The sequence below is a fragment of the Streptomyces sp. CNS606 genome (assembly GCF_000426325.1).
Genome location: NZ_KE384522.1, coordinates 81,570 through 101,210, shown reverse-complemented (window position 1 = coordinate 101,210; position 19,641 = coordinate 81,570). Strand labels below are relative to the sequence as shown.

The 19,641-nt window shown below is 73.2% G+C and carries 11 protein-coding genes; 6 read left to right on the top strand and 5 right to left on the bottom strand.

The window, feature by feature from the left end:
• Positions 1–141: 141 nt before the first annotated feature.
• The gene (gene treS, locus K304_RS31250; RefSeq protein ID WP_486591804.1) at positions 142–1,938 is read right to left on the bottom strand and encodes a maltose alpha-D-glucosyltransferase; all 1,797 of its coding nucleotides are present in this window, start codon (positions 1,936–1,938) and stop codon (positions 142–144) included.
• Complete coding sequence (locus K304_RS0125145; RefSeq protein ID WP_027765959.1) at positions 1,935–3,989, bottom strand: alpha-1,4-glucan--maltose-1-phosphate maltosyltransferase; 2,055 nt, start codon at positions 3,987–3,989, stop codon at positions 1,935–1,937. Before K304_RS0125145 ends, treS begins: the two co-directional genes overlap by 4 nt.
• A gap of 561 nt (positions 3,990–4,550) precedes the next feature.
• On the opposite strand from K304_RS0125145, the gene K304_RS0125140 reads away from it, so the two are divergent.
• Together K304_RS0125140 and glgP are read left to right on the top strand one after the other, a co-directional pair.
• Entirely contained in the window at positions 4,551–6,074 is a 1,524-nt protein-coding gene (locus tag K304_RS0125140) for an alkaline phosphatase D family protein (RefSeq protein ID WP_199779682.1), read from the top strand.
• A gap of 107 nt (positions 6,075–6,181) precedes the next feature.
• Entirely contained in the window at positions 6,182–8,758 is a 2,577-nt protein-coding gene (glgP, locus tag K304_RS0125135) for an alpha-glucan family phosphorylase (protein WP_027765957.1), read from the top strand.
• An 18-nt stretch (positions 8,759–8,776) separates the two neighbouring features.
• On the opposite strand, the gene K304_RS31245 is transcribed toward glgP, so the two are convergent.
• Complete coding sequence (locus tag K304_RS31245; protein WP_158687423.1) at positions 8,777–9,787, bottom strand: LysR family transcriptional regulator; 1,011 nt, start codon at positions 9,785–9,787, stop codon at positions 8,777–8,779.
• A 229-nt stretch (positions 9,788–10,016) separates the two neighbouring features.
• Between K304_RS31245 and K304_RS31240 the strand changes: the two genes are divergently transcribed.
• The 4 genes from K304_RS31240 (at position 10,017) to K304_RS31230 (ending at position 15,291) form a co-directional block, all read left to right on the top strand.
• Positions 10,017–11,033, top strand: a complete 1,017-nt coding sequence (locus tag K304_RS31240; protein ID WP_051308833.1) for an isocyanide synthase family protein — start codon at positions 10,017–10,019, stop codon at positions 11,031–11,033.
• 78 nt (positions 11,034–11,111) lie between these two features.
• Positions 11,112–11,966 carry a TauD/TfdA family dioxygenase gene (locus K304_RS0125120; protein WP_051308832.1) on the top strand — a complete coding sequence of 285 codons (855 nt, stop codon included), beginning with the start codon at positions 11,112–11,114 and terminating at the stop codon, positions 11,964–11,966.
• Positions 11,967–11,980: 14 nt separating this feature from the next.
• On the top strand, positions 11,981–13,957 hold the full coding sequence (locus K304_RS31235) for a glycosyltransferase family 39 protein (RefSeq protein WP_051308831.1): 1,977 nt from the start codon (positions 11,981–11,983) through the stop codon (positions 13,955–13,957).
• Complete coding sequence (locus K304_RS31230; protein WP_051308830.1) at positions 13,954–15,291, top strand: glycosyltransferase 87 family protein; 1,338 nt, start codon at positions 13,954–13,956, stop codon at positions 15,289–15,291. Before K304_RS31235 ends, K304_RS31230 begins: the two co-directional genes overlap by 4 nt.
• Here K304_RS31230 and K304_RS0125105 read toward each other — a convergent pair.
• On the bottom strand, positions 15,288–17,186 hold the full coding sequence (locus K304_RS0125105; protein WP_027765955.1) for a M4 family metallopeptidase: 1,899 nt from the start codon (positions 17,184–17,186) through the stop codon (positions 15,288–15,290). The two genes, K304_RS31230 and K304_RS0125105, sit on opposite strands and share 4 nt — an antisense overlap.
• 572 nt (positions 17,187–17,758) lie before the next feature.
• On the bottom strand, positions 17,759–19,594 hold the full coding sequence (locus K304_RS0125100) for an ABC transporter ATP-binding protein (protein ID WP_027765954.1): 1,836 nt from the start codon (positions 19,592–19,594) through the stop codon (positions 17,759–17,761).
• Between the last annotated feature and the right edge of the window lie 47 nt (positions 19,595–19,641).

Sequence of the window (19,641 nt, the reverse complement as noted above, 5' to 3'; positions counted from 1 at the left end):
TACGCCGAGTGTCCCGGATTGCCGTCTGGGCGGTTCGGAGGTGCCGGGCCGTGTCGCGGGTGCGTGTCCGGCAAGCGGGTGAAGCCGGCGCCCCTGCCCGCCCGGCGCGCGGGGGCACCGCGCGGGCAGGGGGAAGGGGCGTCACGCCGGCGCGGAAGCCCCGTGCGCCCGTGCCTCGGCCTCCCGGTCGGCGCGTGCCGACTTCTCCGCCTGGGTGGGCTGCTCCGTCTCCGCGGCGGCGGGCGTCCGCTTGTGCAGCCGGAACCAGTAGAAGCCGTGCCCGGCCAGCGTCAGGAGGTACGGCCACTCGCCGATCGGCGGGAACTTCACGCCCCCGACCAGCTCCACCGGCAGCCGCCCGTTGAACGCCTGGAGGTCCAGTTCGGTGGGCTGCGCGAAGCGGGAGAAGTTGTGCACGCACATCACGAGGTCGTCCTCGTACTCCCGGAGGAAGGCGAGCACGGCCGGGTTGGTGGAGGGCAGTTCGGTGTAGGTGCCGAGGCCGAAGGCCGGGTTCTGCTTGCGGATCTCCACCATCCGCCGCGTCCAGTGCAGCAGGGAGGACGGCGAGCTCATGGCCGCCTCGACGTTGGTGACCTGGTAGCCGTGCACCGGGTCCATGATCGCGGGCAGGAACAGCCGGCCGGGGTCGCAAGACGAGAAGCCCGCGTTGCGGTCCGGGGTCCACTGCATGGGGGTGCGGACGGCGTCGCGGTCGCCGAGCCAGATGTTGTCGCCCATGCCGATCTCGTCGCCGTAGTACAGGATCGGCGAGCCGGGCAGCGACAGCAGCAGGGCGGTGAACAGCTCGATCTGGTTGCGGTCGTTGTCCAGCAGCGGCGCGAGGCGGCGCCGGATGCCGATGTTGGCCCGCATCCGCGGGTCCTTGGCGTATTCGGCGTACATGTAGTCGCGTTCCTCGTCGGTGACCATCTCGAGCGTCAGCTCGTCGTGGTTGCGCAGGAAGACGCCCCACTGGCAGCCGGACGGGATCTGCGGCGTCTTCGCCAGGATCTCGGAGACGGGGTAGCGCGACTCGCGCCGGACCGCCATGAAGATGCGCGGCATGACGGGAAAGTGGAACGCCATGTGGCACTCGTCGCCGCCCTTGGCGTAGTCGCCGAAGTAGTCGACGACGTCCTCCGGCCACTGGTTGGCCTCGGCGAGCAGCACGGTGTCCGGGTAGTGCTCGTCGATCTCGGCGCGCACCCGCTTGAGGAAGGCGTGCGAGGCGGGCAGGTTCTCGCAGTTGGTGCCCTCCTCGGCGTACAGGTAGGGCACGGCGTCGAGCCGGAAGCCGTCGATCCCGAGATCCAGCCAGAACCGCAGCGCGGAGATCATCTCCTCCTGCACCTGCGGGTTCTCGTAGTTGAGGTCCGGCTGGTGGGAGAAGAACCGGTGCCAGTAGTACTGCTGACGCACCGGGTCGAAGGTCCAGTTGGACGCCTCGGTGTCGACGAAGATGATGCGGGCGTCCGCGTACTGCTTGTCGTCGTCGGCCCAGACGTAGTAGTCGCCGTAAGGGCCGTCGGGGTCGGTGCGGGAGTGCTGGAACCACGGATGCTGGTCGCTGGTGTGGTTCATCACCATGTCGATGATGACGCGGATGCCCCGGGCGTGCGCGTTGTCGACGAACTCCACGAAGTCGGCGAGGTCCCCGAACTCCGGCAGTACGGCCGTGTAGTCGGCGACGTCGTAGCCGCCGTCCCGCAGCGGGGAGGTGAAGAACGGCGGCAGCCAGATGCAGTCGATGCCGAGCCACTGCAGGTAGTCGAGCTTCGAGGTGAGGCCCTTGAGGTCGCCGACGCCGTCGCCGTTGCTGTCCTGGAAGGAGCGGACGAGGACTTCGTAGAAGACCGCGCGCTTGAACCACTCGGGGTCGCGGTCCTTCGCCGGGGTGTCCTCGAAGGTGTCGGGAACGGGCTCGTTGACGATCATGTGGCGGGTGACCCTCCGGTCGATGGGGACGGTCGCAGCGCGAAGACGTGCGCCGGCGCCGGGTCCTGGCCCGGTTCCAGACGCACGTAGTTCTCGCTGCCCCAGTGGTAGGTCTCCCCGGTGAGCTCGTCGCGCACCGGGAAGGTCCCGGCTCCGTCGCCGACCTGCGCGGACGGGAGGCCGAGAGCCGCCGTGTCCAACGACACCGTCGCCTCGTGGGTGTGGTGCGGATCGAGGTTGACCACGACGAGGACGGTGTCGGCGGGGGCGTTCTCGCGGCCGTGGCGGTGGCCGTGCGGCGAGCCGCCCGCGCGCTTCGAGAACGCGATCACGTGCGGGTTGTCCGTCTCGTGGAAGTGCAGCGAACGCAGCTGCTGGAGCGCCGGGTGGCGGCGGCGCAGCCGGTTGAGGGTGGTGATCAGCGGGGAGATGCTGCGGCCCGACCGCTCGGCGGCGTCCCAGTCGCGCGGACGCAGCTGGTACTTCTCCGAGTTCAGGTACTCCTCGCTGCCGTCCGCCGCCGGGGCGTTCTCGCACAGCTCGTAGCCGGCGTAGACGCCCCAGGTGGGGGAGAGGGTGGCGGCCAGCACGGCCCGCACCTCGAAGGCGGCGCGGCCGCCGTCCTGGAGGTAGGCGTGCAGGATGTCCGGCGTGTTCACGAAGAAGTTGGGCCGCATGTAGGCGGCCGTCTCGCCGGAGAGTTCGGTGAGGTAGTCCGTCAGCTCCTGCTTGTCGTTGCGCCAGGTGAAGTAGGTGTACGACTGCTGGAAACCGACCTTCGCCAGCGTCCGCATCATCGCCGGCCGGGTGAACGCCTCGGCCAGGAAGATCACGTCCGGGTCGGTGCGGTTGACGTCGCCGATGACTTTCTCCCAGAACACCACCGGCTTGGTGTGCGGGTTGTCCACCCGGAAGATCCGCACCCCGTGCTCCATCCAGAAGCGGAGCACGCGCAGCGTCTCGCGGACCAGGCCGCGGAAGTCGACGTCGAACGCGAGCGGGTAGATGTCCTGGTACTTCTTCGGCGGGTTCTCGGCGTAGGCGATGGTGCCGTCGCCGCGGTGCCGGAACCACTGCGGGTGCTTGCGCACCCAGGGGTGGTCCGGGGAGCACTGGAGCGCGAAGTCCAGCGCCACCTCCATGCGCAGCTCCCGGGCCCGTTGCAGGAAGTGGTCGAAGTCCGCGAAGGTGCCCAGGTCGGGGTGGAGCGCGTCGTGGCCGCCCTCGGCCGAGCCGATCGCCCACGGGGAGCCGACGTCGTGCGGACCGGCGGTCAGCGCGTTGTCCGGGCCCTTGCGGTGCGTCCTGCCGATGGGGTGGACCGGCGGCAGGTAGACGACGTCGAAGCCCATCGCGGCGATGGCGGGCAGCCGGTCGGCGGCGGTGCGGAACGTCCCCGTCACGGGCGGCAGTCCGTCCCGCACGACCGCTCCCTCCGAGCGGGGGAACAGCTCGTACCACGAGCCGTACAGCGCCCGCCGCCGCTCCACCTGGAGGGCGTGGGAGAGGGAGGAGGTGACGAGTTCGCGCAGCGGGTGCCGGCCGAGCACGGCCGTCACCTCGGGGGCGAGCGCGGCGGCCAGCCGGGCGGCACCGGACCGTTTGGCGTCCCGCATCGAGTCGACGGCGGCCAGCACCACCGAGCGCCCGTCGTTCTTCGGCACCCCGGCCGCCGCCCGCTCGTGCAGTTCCGCGCCCTCGGACAGGGTCAGTTCGACGTCGAGGGCGGCGGGCACCTTCACGCGGGCGTGGCGGCGCCAGGTCTCCACCGGGTCGCTCCACGCCTCGACCATGTACGTCCACCGGCCCTCGGCATCCGGGGTGACCTCGGCGCCCCACCGGTCGCTGCCGGGGGACAGTTCCCGCATCGGCGTCCACGGCACCTGTCTGCCGGCCGGGTCGCGGAGCACGACGTTGGCTCCGACGGCGTCGTGCCCCTCGCGGAAGACCGTGGCGGACACGGTGAACGTCTCGCCCACCACCGCCTTCGCGGGCCGCCGCCCGCCGTCGACGAGGGGCTGGACGTCCAGCACGGGGATGCGACCGATCATGGGCTCACCTGGGAGATGTGCGGGAGGCGGGCGGGCATCTGCTCTTTCTATCCGCTTCGCCCGACCCGCGAAGGTTGCGCGCCTTCCCGTGCGCCACCGCTTCACCCGGTCGAGGTATCCCGCTCTGGCCTGGACGGGTGTACGGCCTCCGGCCGGCATCGGCGGGTGCAGCCGGTCGTCGCCGTGCCTACGGCGGAACCGGTGCGGAGGCGGGCGCACCTCTCGTCCGGAACGGGCGCGACGCCCGGGGTCCGGACACGAGGCGAAACAAACCCCGAAACGCTCTTCTCTTCATCTCGTCCGGAAATCACCTCTTGCGGCCCGAAGTGCGTAACGCGGGACGTAAGGCGAACGCAGCCAGGTCGAGGGCGCCCGTTCACGCGTCCGTGGCGGGGGAGTCAGGTGCGCGTGGCCTGATGGCGCGGGCCCCGCCGCGCACCGGGTGGCGGTCCGTCCGACCCCACAACCGAAGGGCTGCGCATGTCTGTCACCGGCTCGGCTTCGTCGTCACGGTCCGCCTCCGGACCGGCCCGGACCCTCCCCGCGGTCACCCGGCGGAACATGCTGACGGCCGGTGCCGTCGGCGCGGGCGTCCTCGCCGCCTCCGCCCTGGGCACCTCCACCGCCTGGGCCGCCGCTCCCGCCGCGGAGCGCCGGATACGCGACCCGTTCACGCTCGGCGTCGCCTCCGGGGAACCGCATCCGGACAGTGTCGTGCTGTGGACGCGCCTCGCCCCGGACCCGCTCGCCGCCGACGGACTCGGCGGCATGCCCGACCGTCCCGTCCCGGTCCTCTGGCAGGTGGCCGAGGACGAGAGGTTCCGCCGCATCGTCAGAGTCGGCGTGGAGCCGGCCCGTTCCTCCTCCGGCCACGCGGTGCACGTCGAGGTCGGCGGGCTGCGCCCGGGCCGGGAGTACTTCTACCGCTTCCGCGCCGGACTCGAACTCAGCCCCGTCGGACGCACCCGCACCGCCCCGGCGCGCGGACAGCGCGTGGACCGCTTCCGCTTCGCGTTCACCAGCTGCCAGAACTACCCCGACGGCTACTACACCGCCCACGCCCACCTCGCCGAGGAGGACCTGGACCTGGTCGCGTTCCTCGGCGACTACATCTACGAGGGCCCCGCCCAGGGCACCCTCGGGCGCGGCCACGTCCCCGCAGGCGAGACCTGGTCGCTGGCCGAGTACCGGATACGCCACGCCCAGTACAAGACCGACACCGACCTCCAGGCCTCGCACGCCGCCCACCCGTGGATGGCCGTCTTCGACGACCACGAGGTGGAGAACAACTGGGCCGGCGACGACTCCGACCCGGACACCGACCCCGAGGAGTTCCTGCGCCGCCGCGCCCGCGCCTTCCAGGCGTACTACGAGCACATGCCGCTGCGCCGTGCCCAGCGCCCGTACGGTCCGGACGTGCAGATGTTCCGCCGGATGCAGTTCGGCGACCTGATGGACTTCCACCTGCTGGACACCCGCCAGTACCGCGACGACCAGGTCGAGGACGTCGACCGCACGGACCCCTCCCGCTCCCTCCTCGGGGCCCGCCAGCGGGGCTGGCTGCTGGACAACCTGGCCGGCCGCACGGCCCGCTGGAACGTCCTCGCCCAGCAGGTCTTCTTCTCCCAGCGCGACTTCGCCTCCGGCTCCGCCACCGACTTCAGCAACGACGCCTGGGACAACTACTTCGCCGAACGCGAGGCCGTCCGCGACCACTTCACCGCCGCCGGCACTTCCAACCCGGTGATCATCACCGGCGACGTGCACGCCAACTACGTCAACGACGTCAAGGCGGACTTCGACGACCCGGCCTCCGCCACCGTCGCCACCGAACTGGTCGGCACCTCCATCACCAGTGGTGGCGACGGCTCCGAGCAGGGGCCGAACGACCCGATCCAGCTCGCCGAGAACCCGCACATCAAGTTCCTCAACCGCAACCGCGGCTACGTCCGGAACACCGTCACCCCCTCCGAGTGGACGGCCGAGAACCGCGTCGTCGACTACGTCTCCCGGCCGGGCGCACCCGTGCGCACCCGCGCCCGCTGGGTCGTCGAGAACGGTCGCCCCGGCGCCCAGCCGGCCTGACCCCGCACGGCGGCCCGCCCCGCGCGGGGCGGGCCGCCGAGCAGCATCACTCGAACGGCCCGCTGCGGTCCGGGGAACGCCGCCGCCCGCCCGGTACCGTCGCCCCCGTGAAGGCAATCCGTCGCTTTTCGGTACGTCCCGTCCTCCCCGAGCCGCTCGCCCCGCTGCACGAACTCGCCCGCAACCTGCGCTGGTCCTGGCACGCGGAGACCCGCGCGCTGTTCCGGGCCGCCGCCCCGGACAGCTGGGAGGCCGTGGGAGGCGACCCGGTGCGCCTGCTGGCCGCCGTTCCCGCCGCGCGGCTGGAGGAACTGGCCGCCGACCGGGGCTTCCTGCGCCGGCTGGCCGTCGTCGCCGGGGACCTGCACGACTACCTCACCGAACCCCGCTGGTACCAGCGGGCCGGCGACGAACTGCCCCGCGCCGTCGCCTACTTCTCGCCCGAGTTCGGCATCACCAGCGCCCTGCCGCAGTACTCCGGCGGCCTCGGCATCCTCGCCGGCGACCACCTGAAGGCGGCCAGCGACCTCGGCCTGCCGCTGGTCGGCGTGGGGCTGCTCTACCGGCACGGCTACTTCCGGCAGTCCCTGTCCCGCGAGGGCTGGCAGCAGGAGCACTACCCGGTGCTCGACCCCGACGAGCTGCCCCTGGAACTGCTGCGCGAGGAGGACGGCACGGCGGTCCGGGTCGCGCTCGCGCTGCCCGGCGGGAGGTCCCTGCACGCGTACGTCCGGCTGGCGCGCGTCGGCCGGGTGCCGCTGCTGCTGCTCGACTCCGACGTGGAGGAGAACGGTGCCGCCGAACGCGAGGTCACTGACCGGCTCTACGGCGGCGGCAGCGAACACCGGCTGCTCCAGGAGATGCTGCTCGGCATCGGCGGGGTGCGCGCCGTGCGCGCGTACTGCCGGCTCACCGGCCACCCGGCACCCGAGGTGTTCCACACCAACGAGGGCCACGCCGGGTTCCTCGGCCTGGAGCGCATCCGCGAACTCGCCCATGAGGGCGCCCCGTTCGACGCCGCGCTGGAGACCGTGCGGGCCGGCACCGTCTTCACCACCCACACGCCCGTCCCGGCGGGCATCGACCGCTTCGACCGCGACCTGGTCGCCCGCCACTTCGGCGACGACGGCGAACTCCCCGGTATCGACGCGCAGGCGGTGCTCACCCTCGGCCGGGAGACCTACGACGGCGGCGACCCCGCGCTGTTCAACATGGCCGTGATGGGCCTGCGCCTCGCCCAGCGCGCCAACGGCGTGTCCACCCTGCACGGGCGCGTCAGCCGGGAGATGTTCGCCGGCCTCTGGCCCGGATTCGACCCGGCGGAGGTGCCCATCACCTCCGTCACCAACGGCGTCCACGCCCCGACCTGGACCGCCCCGGAGGTGCCGCGCGACGCACACCGGCTCACCGACGCCGAACTGTGGGAACTGCGCCGCACCCTGCGCGAGCAGCTCGTGCACGAGGTGCGCACCCGGCTGCACGCCTCCTGCCGCCAGCGCGGCGCCGCCCGCGCCGAACTGGGCTGGATCGACGGCGTGCTCGACCCGGACGTGCTCACCATCGGCTTCGCCCGCCGCGTCCCCTCCTACAAGCGCCTCACCCTCATGCTGCGGGACCCCGACCGGCTCACCGAACTCCTGCTGCACCCCACCCGTCCCGTCCAGATCGTCGTCGCGGGCAAGGCGCACCCCGCGGACGACGGCGGGAAGCGGCTCATCCAGGAGCTGGTCCGCTTCGCCGACGACCCGGCGGTACGGCACCGCGTCGTCTTCCTGCCGGACTACGGCATGGCCATGGCGCGCAAGCTCTACCACGGCTGCGACGTGTGGCTGAACAATCCGCTGCGCCCGCTGGAGGCGTGCGGCACCTCGGGCATGAAGGCCGCGCTGAACGGCTGCCTCAACCTGTCGGTGCTGGACGGCTGGTGGGACGAGTGGTTCGAGCCGGACTTCGGCTGGGCGGTGCCCACCGCCGACGGCCAGGCCGCCGCGGACCAGACCCGGCGCGACGACATCGAGGCCGCCGCGCTCTACCGGCTCGTCCAGGACCAGGTCGCGCCGTGCTTCTACGACCGGGGCGTCAGCGGCGGCGAACTGCCCGAGCGGTGGATCGAGAGGGTGCGGCAGACGCTGCGCCGCCTCGCGCCGAAGGTCCCGGCCGACCGCATGGTCCGCGAGTACGTGGAACGGCTCTACGCTCCGGCCGCGCGCGCCCACCGGACCCTGGACGGCACGGCCGCCGGACGGCTGGCCGCGTGGAAGTCCCGGGTGCGGGAGGAGTGGCCGCATGTCGCGGTGGACCGGGTCGAGCACGCGGGCGCCGGGGCGGAGGGCGCCTCGCTGGAGCTGGGCAGCTCGCTGACCGTGCGGGTGCGGGTGGCCCTGGGGGCGCTGACGCCGGACGAGGTCGAGGTGCAGGCCGTCGCCGGCCGGGTGGACGAGTCGGACGCCCTCGCCGGTGCGGACGCCGTACGGGTGGCGCTCAAGGCGGGCACCGGCCCGGACCTGGAGGGCCGGTGGCTGTACGAGGGGCCGCTGGCGCTGGACCGCACCGGGTCGTTCGGCTACACGGTGCGGGTCCTGCCCGCGCACCCGTTGCTGTCCGGCCCGGCCGAACTCGGCCTGACCGCCGCCCCGCCGGACGAGGCCGGGACCGGCGGAGCGGGAGGCGTCCTCCTGCGGTGACCCCGCCGTGGCACGCGGTCAGTGCCGGAAGCGGCTCGTCGCCGACTCCTCGGCCGGTCCCCGCACCGACAGGGCGCTCCGCAGCTCCTCCGCACCGTCGAACCCGGGATGGTCGTCGAGCCAGTCCAGATACGCCGGGCTGCGGGCCACTGCGGCGACGTAGGCGTCGTCCACGAAGGACACCATCTGCCGCACCAGGTCGGCCGGCTGACGGCCGGCGAGCCAGATCAGGGTGTGGCGGACGGTCACCGGGCACCCCGCGAGCGGCCGTACGGCGATGCCCGTCGTCGCCCGGAACGTCGCCTGGCCGATGCCCACGCACCCGCCCTCGCCGATGAGGTCGCGCGCGCCGCTGGCGTCGGTCTCGTGCACGACCCGCGGGGTGAAGCCGGCCCGCGCCGACATCGCCGCCACGCAGGCGCGCAGCCCGTTGTCCGGCAGCGGCGGCATCACCCAGGCGGCACCGGCCAGCGCCGACGGCTCGACCTCGGCCGGTTCCGCCAGCGGACCCCGCGCGGGCACCAGCGCGAACGTCGGCTCCACCGCGACGACGTGCCGCCGCAGTTCCGCGCCCAGCCGCAGCGGGTGTTCCGGGTAGTCCAGGATGCTCGCGAACTCCAGGTGGCCCTGCGTGACCAGGTCCGCCAGCAGACGGGCGGAGGACTCGGTGCGTAAGGTGACCCGGTCCCCGTGACAGGCGCTCAGATGCTGCAGCGGGCCGGCCATCAGCGGCCCCGGCACCGATCCGTACCGCAGCATCCGCTCCACGCCTTCGGCGGTGTAACGCGCCGTCTCGTGCTCCAGGTCCTCCATCGCGGGCAGCACCTGACGGGCCTTGGACAGCACGAGTTCGCCCAGCGGGGTGGGCACCGCGCCCTGCCGGTCGCGCAGGAAGAGCCGCCCGCCGAGTCTGTTCTCCAGCCGCTGCAACTGGCCGGTCAGGGAGGGCTGGGAGACACCCAACGAGGCGGCGGCCCTGGTGAGACTGCCCGCCTCGGCGATCGCCCGTATCGCCTGGAGATGACGCATCTCGAGGACCATAGGGCGACACTATGAACCTCTCGGATTAGCGGCAAGACCGCCTCCGGCGCGACAGTGAGGACGCGTCGGCCCGGTCGGCGACCGCGCGACCGCCGCCCCCTGACGGCTGCGCCGGCGGTCCGGCGCGCGGCGCACGCTCAGGGGCCCGCCGGGCGACGAAGCCCCCGCGCGGCGGGCCCTCCCCCACGAGCCACCAGCCCCGAGGGAGCCCGTTCCGGTGAACTCCGAAGAGATCTCCGCAAGGATTCTGCGCATCGTCTTCCGCCATCGCCGGGGCGCCCCGGAACCCGGCTGCGACGCCGAGACCTGCCCCCGGTGCGTACCCGCCCATCTGCCCGCGGTCCGGGCGAGCGTCCGCGCGGGCGTGCCGGTCGAGTGCGTGCTGCCGGGCTTCCCCTGCAAGTCCCCCAACCCGGCGAAGGTGCTGGGGACCCTCCCGGACCGCGCCGAGGAGGTCGCGCTCGACTTCCTCGCCGGGCTGTGCCGTCAGGTGCGGGAGGTGTACCCGCCGGGCATGCGGCTGGTGATCTGTTCGGACGGACGGGTCTTCAGCGACCTGATAGGCGTGCACGACGAGGTGGTGACGGCCTACCAGGACGAGATCCGGCGCATGCTGGCCCGGCGCCGCCCCGCGCCGCTCTCCCTCTTCAGCATCGACGACGTGCCGGGCATGGAGGCCTGCTCCTACGACGCGATGCGGCGCGCTCTGGACGAGACCCACGGCGAACGCCCGGAGCGCATCCGGGAGGAGGTCCGCGCCGGCGGCGAGGCGCTGGACCTCTACCGCGCCCTCACCCGGTTCCTCCTCGAGGACTCCTTCACCCCGGGCGTGTCCCGGACGCGCAGCGCCCGGCAGCGCGAGGCCCGGCGCCGGGCCTACGGCGTCATCGCCCGCAGCCGCGCGTGGGGCGGCCTGGTCGCCGAGCACTTCCCGCGCGCCGTGCGGCTCTCCATCCACCCGCAGCGCTGCGGTTCCGCGAAGTTCGGCATCCGCCTCACGCCGGAGGACGACGGCTGGCTCACGCCCTGGCACGCCGTCGCGGTGGAGTCCGACGACGGGTACGTGCTGCGCCGCCGCGCCGACACCGAACGGGCCGGAGCCCGCCTGGTGCACCGCGAAGGACGGCCCAGCCACTTCGTCCGCGCCCTGCCGGACACGCCTCCGTCCGCCACGGGCGGCCCGGAGCCGCTGCACCGCCCGGAGCCGCTGACCCGCGCACCCGGCGCGGCCTGACGCGTCCGGCGAGCCGCCGTCCGGAAGGCCCGGCTCCGGAACCCGACCCACCCCACCCCCGCCCCACAGGAGTTCGCCATGCCCGCAACCCCCGCCCTGGACGGACTGCCCGCCGCAGCGCCCGCCGAGCCGTTCGGCCTGCGCATCGACGCACCCCACGGCGACGACCGCCTCACCGGCCTGCCCGTGCCCGCCCTCCGCGAGGCGGTGCGCGCACACCGGCTGGTGCTGCTGCGCGGCTTCCACGCCCCGGACGAGCCGGAGGAGCTCGCCCGGTGGTGCCGCACCTGGGGGGAGGTGATGACCTGGCCGTTCGGCGACGTGCTGGAGCTGCGGGAGGCGGAGGAGCCCACCGACCACATCTTCGACAGCAGCAGCGTCCCGTTGCACTGGGACGGCATGTACAAGCCGCTCATCCCCGAGTTCCAGGTCTTCCACTGCGTCCGCGCACCGGGCGGGGGCGACGGGGGCCGAACGGTCTTCTGCGACACCGTGTCCCTGCTGGAACACTGCCCGCCCGAGGTGCCGGCGCTGTGGCGGAAGGTCACCGTCACCTACCGCATCCGCAGCGTCGTCCACTACGGCGGCCGGGCCTCCTCCCCCCTGATCGTGCCGCACCCGCGCAGCGGCGTGCCCACCCTGCGCTTCAACGAGCCGCCGCCGCAGGACGAACCGGACTTCCTCAACCGGCCCGCCCACGCCTTCGACGGCGTCGGCGACGAGGACGTCCCCGCGCTCCTGGCAGGACTGCGCGACGCCTTGCACGACCCGCGCTTCTTCCTCGCGCACACCTGGCACAGCGGCGACGTGCTCATCGCGGACAACTACGCGCTGCTGCACGGCAGGGAGCGCTTCACCAGCCGGGCCCCCCGCCACCTGCGCCGCGTCCACCTGCTGGGCGACCCGGCGTTCGCCAACCCGGCTGTGGCCTGAGGCCGGGGACGGACATGCTGCACACCTCGGAACGCACCACACCCGCGCCGCCGGGCGGCCGCGCGGGACGGCCGGGCCCGTGGGTGAGCGGGGCGGGGGCCGCGGTCGGCGGTGCCACCCTGCTCACCTTCCTGCTGACCTTCCTGGCCCACGCCGCGGTCGAACCGCACTACTACTACACGGCGGCCGTCCGCTCCATGAGCACCGACTGGCACGCCTTCTGGTTCGGAGCCCTGGACCCGGCGGGCACCCTGACCGTCGACAAGGCGCCCGGAGCGCTGTGGCTCCAGGCCCTGTCCGTCCGGCTGTTCGGCTTCCACGACGGGGCGCTGCTGCTGCCGCAGGCGCTGGCCGCCGCCGCGACGGTGCCCGTACTGGCCTCGGCGGTGCGCCGCTGGAAGGGGGACACCGCCGGAGTGGTGGCCGCGTTCGCCTTCGCGCTGAGTCCGGTCACCGTCGTCCTGGCCCGGGTGAACCTCCCCGACACCCTGCTCGTGCTGTTCCTGGTGTGCGCCGCGCGCGCCGGCCACCTGGCGACGGCGGACGGGCGCCCACGCCGATTGCTGGTCGCCGCCGCATGGGTCGGGGCGGCGTTCCACGTCAAGATGGGCCAGGCCTATCTGGTGCTGCCCGCCCTGCTGCTCACCCACCTCTGCGCCGCACCGGGCCCGCTCGCCTCGCGCGTGCGGCAGGTGGCGGCAGCAGCCGGGGTGACGCTCGCGGCGAGTGCCGTGTGGCCGCTGCTCGTCGCGCTCACGCCCGCGGGACGGCGTCCGTACGTGGACGGCTCCACCCACGACGCGGTGGGGGAGATGCTGCTGCACTACAACGGGCTGAGCCGGCTCGGCCACGCCGATCCCGTCGCCGCACAGGTGACCGGCTTCCTCGCCGACTTCGGCGGCCCGCCCGGTCCGGGACGCCTCGTCGGCTCCGCGCTGGGGCCGGAGATCGGCTGGCTGCTGCCCTTCGCCCTGGTCTCCCTCGCCGCCGGACTGCTGGCCTCCCGGGGCGCCGCGCGCACCGATCCGGTACGGGCCGGGTGGCTGCTGTGGGGCGGCTGGCTGCTCGTGCACGGCGTGGTGTTCAGCGCGGCCACGGCGGTGCACACCTACTACACCGCCGCGCTGGCCCCCGCGCTCGCGGCGCTCTGCGCGGGCGGCGCGGCCTCCGCGGTCCGCGCCTGCCGCGACGGCGCGGACTCCGCCCGGTGGTGGGCGGCCGCCCTCGCGGGGAGCGCCGTGTGGGCGGCGGTGCTCGCCCTGCGCGCCGACGGCCGGTGGTGGCACGCGGCGGCCGCCGTCCTGGCCTGCGGGTGCGCCTGCGTGCTGGTGACCGCCGCGCGTTCCCGGCGGGCCGGGCGCACCGCGGCACCCGCCCGGACGTCCGCGCGGGTGGCGAGCGGACTGGCCGCGGCCGCCCTGCTGCTCGGCCCCGGTGCGTGGGCGGTGTCGGCGTCGTCCCGGCCCCTGGAGGGGCTGACCACCGTCAACCCCGACACGGTGCCGGGCGACGGTCTCCCGCCCGGAGCCATGGCCTCGCTGCACGGCTTCCCGCCCGGCGTACGCCTGCCCCCGGAGGCCGGGGACATGAACATGCTCGAACCCGCGCCCGGCGTACGCGCCTTCGTCACCGCGCGGTACGGCGGCGAGACCTACCACCTGGCCGTACCGACGGCGAACACCGCGTCCCCGTACCTGCGCGCCGGCCTGAGCGTGCTGCCGATGGGCGGGTTCACCGGCGCGGCTCCTGTCCCGACCCTCGCGCGCCTCGACGCGCTCACCTCTTCCGGCGCGCTGCGCTACGTGATGACCGGCGGCTTCCACGGCGCGATGGGCGGGCCCGCCGCCGCGGAACGCGCGCGCTGGGTCGCCGACCACTGCACGCCCGTACCACCACGGCTGTACCGCACGCCCGGCAGGCCGTCCGGCCCGCCGGGCCACCCCGAGACGTTGTTCGACTGCGCACCGCGCCCCCAGGGAGGAACCGGATGAGCCGACACCCCGACACCGCCGGAGCGGGCGGAGGCCCGGCACTCGACACGGTGCTCTCGCGGCGGCCGGCCCTGGTGGCCGGGCTGTCGGCGGCGCTGTTCGCCGTACTCGCCTGGCTGCACTGGCGGGAGACCGGGTACGTGGTCATGAGCGGCTTCTTCGACCTGTCGGTCTACCGGGCCGGAGCGCAGGCGCTGCTGGACGGCGTGCCGCTGTACCAGGGAGGTCTGGGCCCGGACGGGACCTGGTCCTTCACCTACCCGCCCTTCGCCGCGCTGCTCTTCCTGCCACTGGCCGTCGTACCGGTCGCGGTGGCGCAGGCACTGGTGTTCCCGGCCGGGGTCGTCCTGCTCGCCGTCTCGGTACACCTGACGCTGCGCCACGCGGGCGGGCCGCTCGCAACGGGCGGGTGCCGCACCGCAGGTGGCGCGGGGCTCGTCGTGGCGTTCACCGCGCTGCTGCTGTGGCTGGAACCGGTGTCCTGGACGCTCTACCTCGGCCAGGTCAACCTGCTGCTCATGCTGCTCGTGCTCGCCGACCTGGCGGGCGGCCGGCCCGGCCCGGGGGAGCGCGACGGGCGGTGGCGGCGCAGGCTGCGCGGCGTGGGGGTCGGGGTCGCGACCGGGATCAAGCTCACGCCCGCGCTGTTCATCGTCCACCTGCTGCTCACCCGCCGGTACCGGGAGGCGGCCACCGCGACCGGGACCGCCGCGGTCACCGCGCTGATCGGCCTGGCCGCCGCGCCGGGCGACAGCCTGGACTACTGGGGCGGCACGTTCCTGCGGTCGGAGCGGCTCGGCGAGGTCGCGAGCCCGATGAACCAGTCGATGAACGGTCTGCTCGCCCGCGCCACGGGCATCGCGGACCCGCCCCTCGTGCTGTGGCTGGCGGTCGCGGTGCCGACGGCGGTGCTGGGCCTGGGTCTGGCGGCGATGGTGCACCGGCGCGGTCTGCCGCTGCTCGGCGTCCTGCTGTGCGGGCTGACCACGGCGGCGGTGTCGCCGGTGTCGTGGAGTCACCACTGGGTGTGGTTCGCCCCGCTGGCCGTCTACGTGGTGGTGCGGCTGCGGCCCGTTGCCCGCGGCCGTGTGGCGCTCGCGCTGGGCTGCGCGTTCCTCCTGGTGTTCGCCTGGCCGCTGCACTTCGTGACCGGGCACCGGATGGACGCCCCGCCGCTGGGGCTGGTGGCACTCCCGTCGCGGTACGGGCTGGAGGCGCTCCACGGCAACCTCTACCTGCTGCTGTTCGCCGCCGTCCTGGCGGCCACCGCGGCATCTCTGCGCGCGGCGCCGGCCAGGACGGCGGCAGGTTCCCACAGCGGGACGAAGACCTAGAAGGTCAGCTTCCAGCTGTCGATGTAGCCGGTGTCGAGGCTCCAGACGTCCTGGACGCGGAGCTTCCAGGTGCCGTCGGCGGCCTCGGAGGAGGCGTTGACGGTGTACGTCTGGTTGATGTTGTCGCCGGAGTCCCAGCCGGAGTTCTTCAGCCGGTAGGCGGTGCCGTCGGGGGCCACCAGGTCGATCACCAGGTCGCCACGGTAGGTGTGCTTGATGTCGACGGCCACCTTCAGGTCGCTCGGGGCGTTGCCGCCGACCTCGGTGACGTCGATCGGCGAGGTGACGGCGGCGCCGCCGTCCGGGATCGCCACGTCGTCGGTGTTCTCGAACTCACCCTCGCCGCCCGGGTCACCGGGGTCGCCGGGACGGTCGCCGACGTTCACCGCGGCCCAGGCGTGCGCCACGGCCAGCTGCTCGGGGCTGTCGGCGCCGTACAGCTCGCCGGCGGCCTGCAGGGTGTGCGTGCGGGCCTGCGCGAAGGTCTCGTTCGGGAGCATCTTCTCGGCCAGGGCCTTGAACCAGATCTGCTCGGCCTTGCCGATGCCGATGCCGGTGACCGCCTCGTCGTCGTACGTCGGGCTGTTGTACGTGACGCCGTTGATGGTCTTCTCGCCGCTGCCCTCGGACAGCAGGTAGAAGAAGTGGTTGGCGATGCCGGAGCTGTAGTGGACGTCCACGTCGCCCGCGCCGGAGGACCAGTAGTCGAGGCTGCTGCCGTCCTTGCTCGGCTCGTCCATGTAGCGCAGCGGGGTGCCGTCGCCGCGGATGTCGATCTTCTCGCCGACCAGGTAGTCGGCGACGTCCTCCGAGTTGTTCGCGTGGAACTCCACGGCGGCCGCGAAGATGTCGGAGGTGGCCTCGTTCAGGCCGCCGGACTCGTCGCTGTAGACGAGGCCCGCGGTGTTCGAGGTGACGCCGTGCGACATCTCGTGCGCGGCGACGTCGATGGAGGTCAGCGGCTTCTGGTTGCCCGCGCCGTCGCCGTAGGTCATGCAGAAGCAGGAGTCCTGCCAGAAGGCGTTGGAGTAGGCGTTGCCGTAGTGGACGCGGCTGGTGGCGCCGACGCCGTCACCGCGGATGCCGTCCCGGCCGTGCACCTGCTGGAAGTAGTCCCAGGTCAGTGCCGCGCCGTAGTGGGCGTCGACGGCGGCGGTCTGGGTGTTGGACGGCGAGCCGTTGCCCCAGACGTCGTCGGCGTCGGTGAAGACCTGGTTCCCGTTGTCGGAGTCCAGCGTCTTGTGGCCGCCGCGCTGGGCGTCGTTCAGCTGGTAGTTGCCGCTGGAACCGGTGGTGCCGATCTCGACCTGGCCGGCGTACATGCTGTTGCCGGTGCCCTGGTGCACGGCCTGCCACTCGTACAGCTTCTCGCCGGTCTTCGCGTCGGTGACGACGTGGAGTTCGCTGGGCGTGCCGTCCTCCTGCACACCGCCGACGACCTTCTCCCAGGCCAGCGTCGGCGTGCCGTCGGCGGCCCAGATGACCTTGCGCGGCGCCTTGCTGCCCTTGGCCTCGGGCTTGGCCGGCTTGTGCTTGGCGGCAGCCTTGGTGGTGGGCACCTGGATGCGCGCGGTGGTGGCCTTGTCGACCCCGTCGACGGAGCCGTCGGGGGTGCGGTGCACGATGACCTGACCGCCCAGGACGGGCAGTCCGGCGTACGTGCGCTCGTACCGGGTGTGGGTCGAGCCGTCGCGGTTCTTCACGACGTCCTTGACCCGCAGTTCGGTCTTCGAGCCGAGCCCGAGCGCGTCGGCGGTGGCCGCCTGGCGGTCCTCCGCCGCGGATATCAGACCGGCGCGTTCGGCCGCGCTGATGTTCGCCGGGAGGGCACCGGGGTCCAGCCGGCCGCCCTCGGGGGCCGCGGTGGCGGTGGCCTGCATGCCGACCGCGACCATGGCGGCCGTGGCCACGAGGGCTGCTGCGGTGCGGGTGCGTCTGCCGACGCGGTGTGGGGATGGGGTTCTCACGCAGTGACTCCTACTCTGCTGGGGCCGCTCGGGTGGTGCGGCCTCGGTGGGGTGCAGAACGTGTGCAGCTGAGTGACGCGTGTGGGGGGAACCGGTGTGGCGGCGCACTGTGGGTGGTGGGTCATGGGGGAGTGCGGAGCCGACCGGAGTCAGAGTGGCACCGTCGCCGCGCCTTGTCAGGGGCGCGACAACAACATGGCCGAAAAATCCGACCGTTCCGTGCAACTCGCTGTTCAGTTGTCGGACTCGGCGTGCCGTGTCCGGTGAACCACGGGAACCCTGCCACGTAGACGCGTCCATGTCACCAAGGCATCGGGAGGGTGACGCGCGTCAATCCGAAAACTTGACCGTTTGCTGACCCGGCATGTCCGCATTCCGGGCATGCGACGGTCACGTACGGGCCGCTCCGGGGCAATCCGCGCGATAGACCCGGAGCGGCCCCTACGAGGCGAAACGCCGCACGGCGCCCGCGCTCGTACGGGCCCCGCGCCCGCGCGGGCTCAGGCCAGGCTGTCCCGCCAGGCCCGGTGCAGGCGGGCGTACCGGCCGTCGCGGGCGGTGAGTTCCGACGGCGGGCCGTCCTCGACGATGCGCCCGTCCTCCATCACCAGCACCCGGTCCGCCACGTCCACCGTGGACAGCCGGTGCGCGATCACCACCGCCGTACGGCCCTTGAGCACCGTCGTCATCGCCTCCTGCACCGCGCGCTCGCCCGGGATGTCCAGCGACGAGGTCGCCTCGTCCAGAATCAGTACGCCCGGGTCGGCCAGCAGCGCCCGCGCGAACGACACCAGTTGCCGCTGACCCGCCGAGATCCGGCCGCCGCGTTTGCGTACGTCCGTGTCGTAGCCGTCGGGGAGGGCGGCGATGAAGTCGTGCGCGCCGATGGCCTTCGCCGCCTCCTCGATCTGGGCGCGGGAGGCGTCCGGGCGGCCGATCGCGATGTTCTCCGCGACCGTTCCGGAGAAGAGGAACGCCTCCTGGGTCACCATCACCACACCGCTGCGCAGCGTCCGGGTGTCCAGATCCCGCAGGTCGGCGCCGTCCAGCAGCACCCGGCCCTCGGTCGGGTCGTAGAACCGGGCCAGCAGCTTCGCCAGCGTCGACTTGCCCGCGCCGGTCGCGCCGACCACGGCGACCGTCTGCCCGGCCGGGACCGTGAGAGCGAACTGCGGCAGCACCTCCCCGCCGGTGCGGTAGGCGAACCGGACGCCGTCGAAGACCACCTCGCGGCCCGGCGTGTCCCCGGTGCGGTCCGGCAGCGGGCGCGGCACGTCCGGCTCGGGCACGGACGGCTGCTGCGCCAGCAGGCCGGCGACCTTCTCCAGCGAGGCGCTCGCCGACTGGAAGGAGTTGAGGAACATGCCGAGCCGGTCGATCGGGTCGTACAGGCGACGCAGGTAGAGCGCCGCCGCGGCCAGCACGCCGAGTTCCAGCCCGCCGTCCGCCACCCGGTACGCCCCCCACAGCACGAGCGCCGCCACCGCGAAGTTCGCCGTGAGACGGGAGCCCACGACGTACCGCGCCATCTCCAGGATGGCGTCCCCGTTCACCTTCAGGTGGCGGTCGTTGAGCGTGCGGAAGGCCGCGTCGTTCGGCTTCTCGCGGCGGAAGGACTGCACCGGGCGGATGCCGTTCATCGTCTCCGCGAACTTCACGATCACCGCGGCGATCGCGGTGGAACGCGTCCGGTAGATGCGCCGCGACCGGTTCTGGAACGAGCGCACGAGCAGCGAGAGCGGCACGAACGACGCGAGCGCGCAGGCGCCCAGCCCCCAGTCGAGGTAGAGCAGCATGGCCAGGATGTAGCCCACCGACACCACGACCGTCAGCAGCTCCTGGAGCCCTTCGTCCAGCAGCTCGCGCAGCGCCTCCACGTCCGTGGTGGCGCGGGAGATGAGCCGGCCGGAGGTGTAGCGGTCGTGGAAGTCCACGCTGAGCGCCTGGGCGTGCCGGTAGATGCGGCCGCGTAGTTCGAGCAGCACCCGCTGGTTCACGTGGGCGGCGGTGGTGACGAAGGCGTACTGGAGCCCGCCCGCGGCCAGCGCGCACACCAGGTATCCGAGGGCGACGGCGATCAGCGGACCGTAGTCGGCGGCGTCCCGGATCGCCGGGACGGCCGCGTCGATCGCGTACGCCACCAGCAGCGGGCCCGCCTGCACCGCCGCCTGCTGGAGCAGCAGAAGGACGGCCGCCAGCGCGACGCGGGGCCGGTGCGGGAGCAGCAGGGAACGCAGCAGCGTCCGCGGCGCGTTGCGCGGGGCCGGCAGCACGTCCTGCGAGAAGGGGTCCTGGTCGGGTCCCGGCGGAGTGGTGGGGAGGGCCTCGCCCGCCACCGACCCCGCCGCGGGGTCCGTGGCCGGTGTGGCGCCGCTGTCGACGG

Bases quoted from the DNA above. Each gene is read 5' to 3' on its own strand.
- K304_RS0125120 (WP_051308832.1), top strand. From the start codon at position 11,112: ATGCCCGCAACCCCCGCCCTGGACGGACTGCCCGCCGCAGCGCCCGCC.
- K304_RS0125105 (WP_027765955.1), bottom strand. From the start codon at position 17,186: ATGGTCGCGGTCGGCATGCAGGCCACCGCCACCGCGGCCCCCGAGGGC.
- K304_RS31230 (WP_051308830.1), top strand. From the start codon at position 13,954: ATGAGCCGACACCCCGACACCGCCGGAGCGGGCGGAGGCCCGGCACTC.
- K304_RS31235 (WP_051308831.1), top strand. From the start codon at position 11,981: ATGCTGCACACCTCGGAACGCACCACACCCGCGCCGCCGGGCGGCCGC.
- K304_RS0125145 (WP_027765959.1), bottom strand. From the start codon at position 3,989: ATGATCGGTCGCATCCCCGTGCTGGACGTCCAGCCCCTCGTCGACGGC.
- treS (WP_486591804.1), bottom strand. From the start codon at position 1,938: ATGATCGTCAACGAGCCCGTTCCCGACACCTTCGAGGACACCCCGGCG.
- K304_RS0125140 (WP_199779682.1), top strand. From the start codon at position 4,551: ATGCTGACGGCCGGTGCCGTCGGCGCGGGCGTCCTCGCCGCCTCCGCC.
- K304_RS31245 (WP_158687423.1), bottom strand. From the start codon at position 9,787: ATGCGTCATCTCCAGGCGATACGGGCGATCGCCGAGGCGGGCAGTCTC.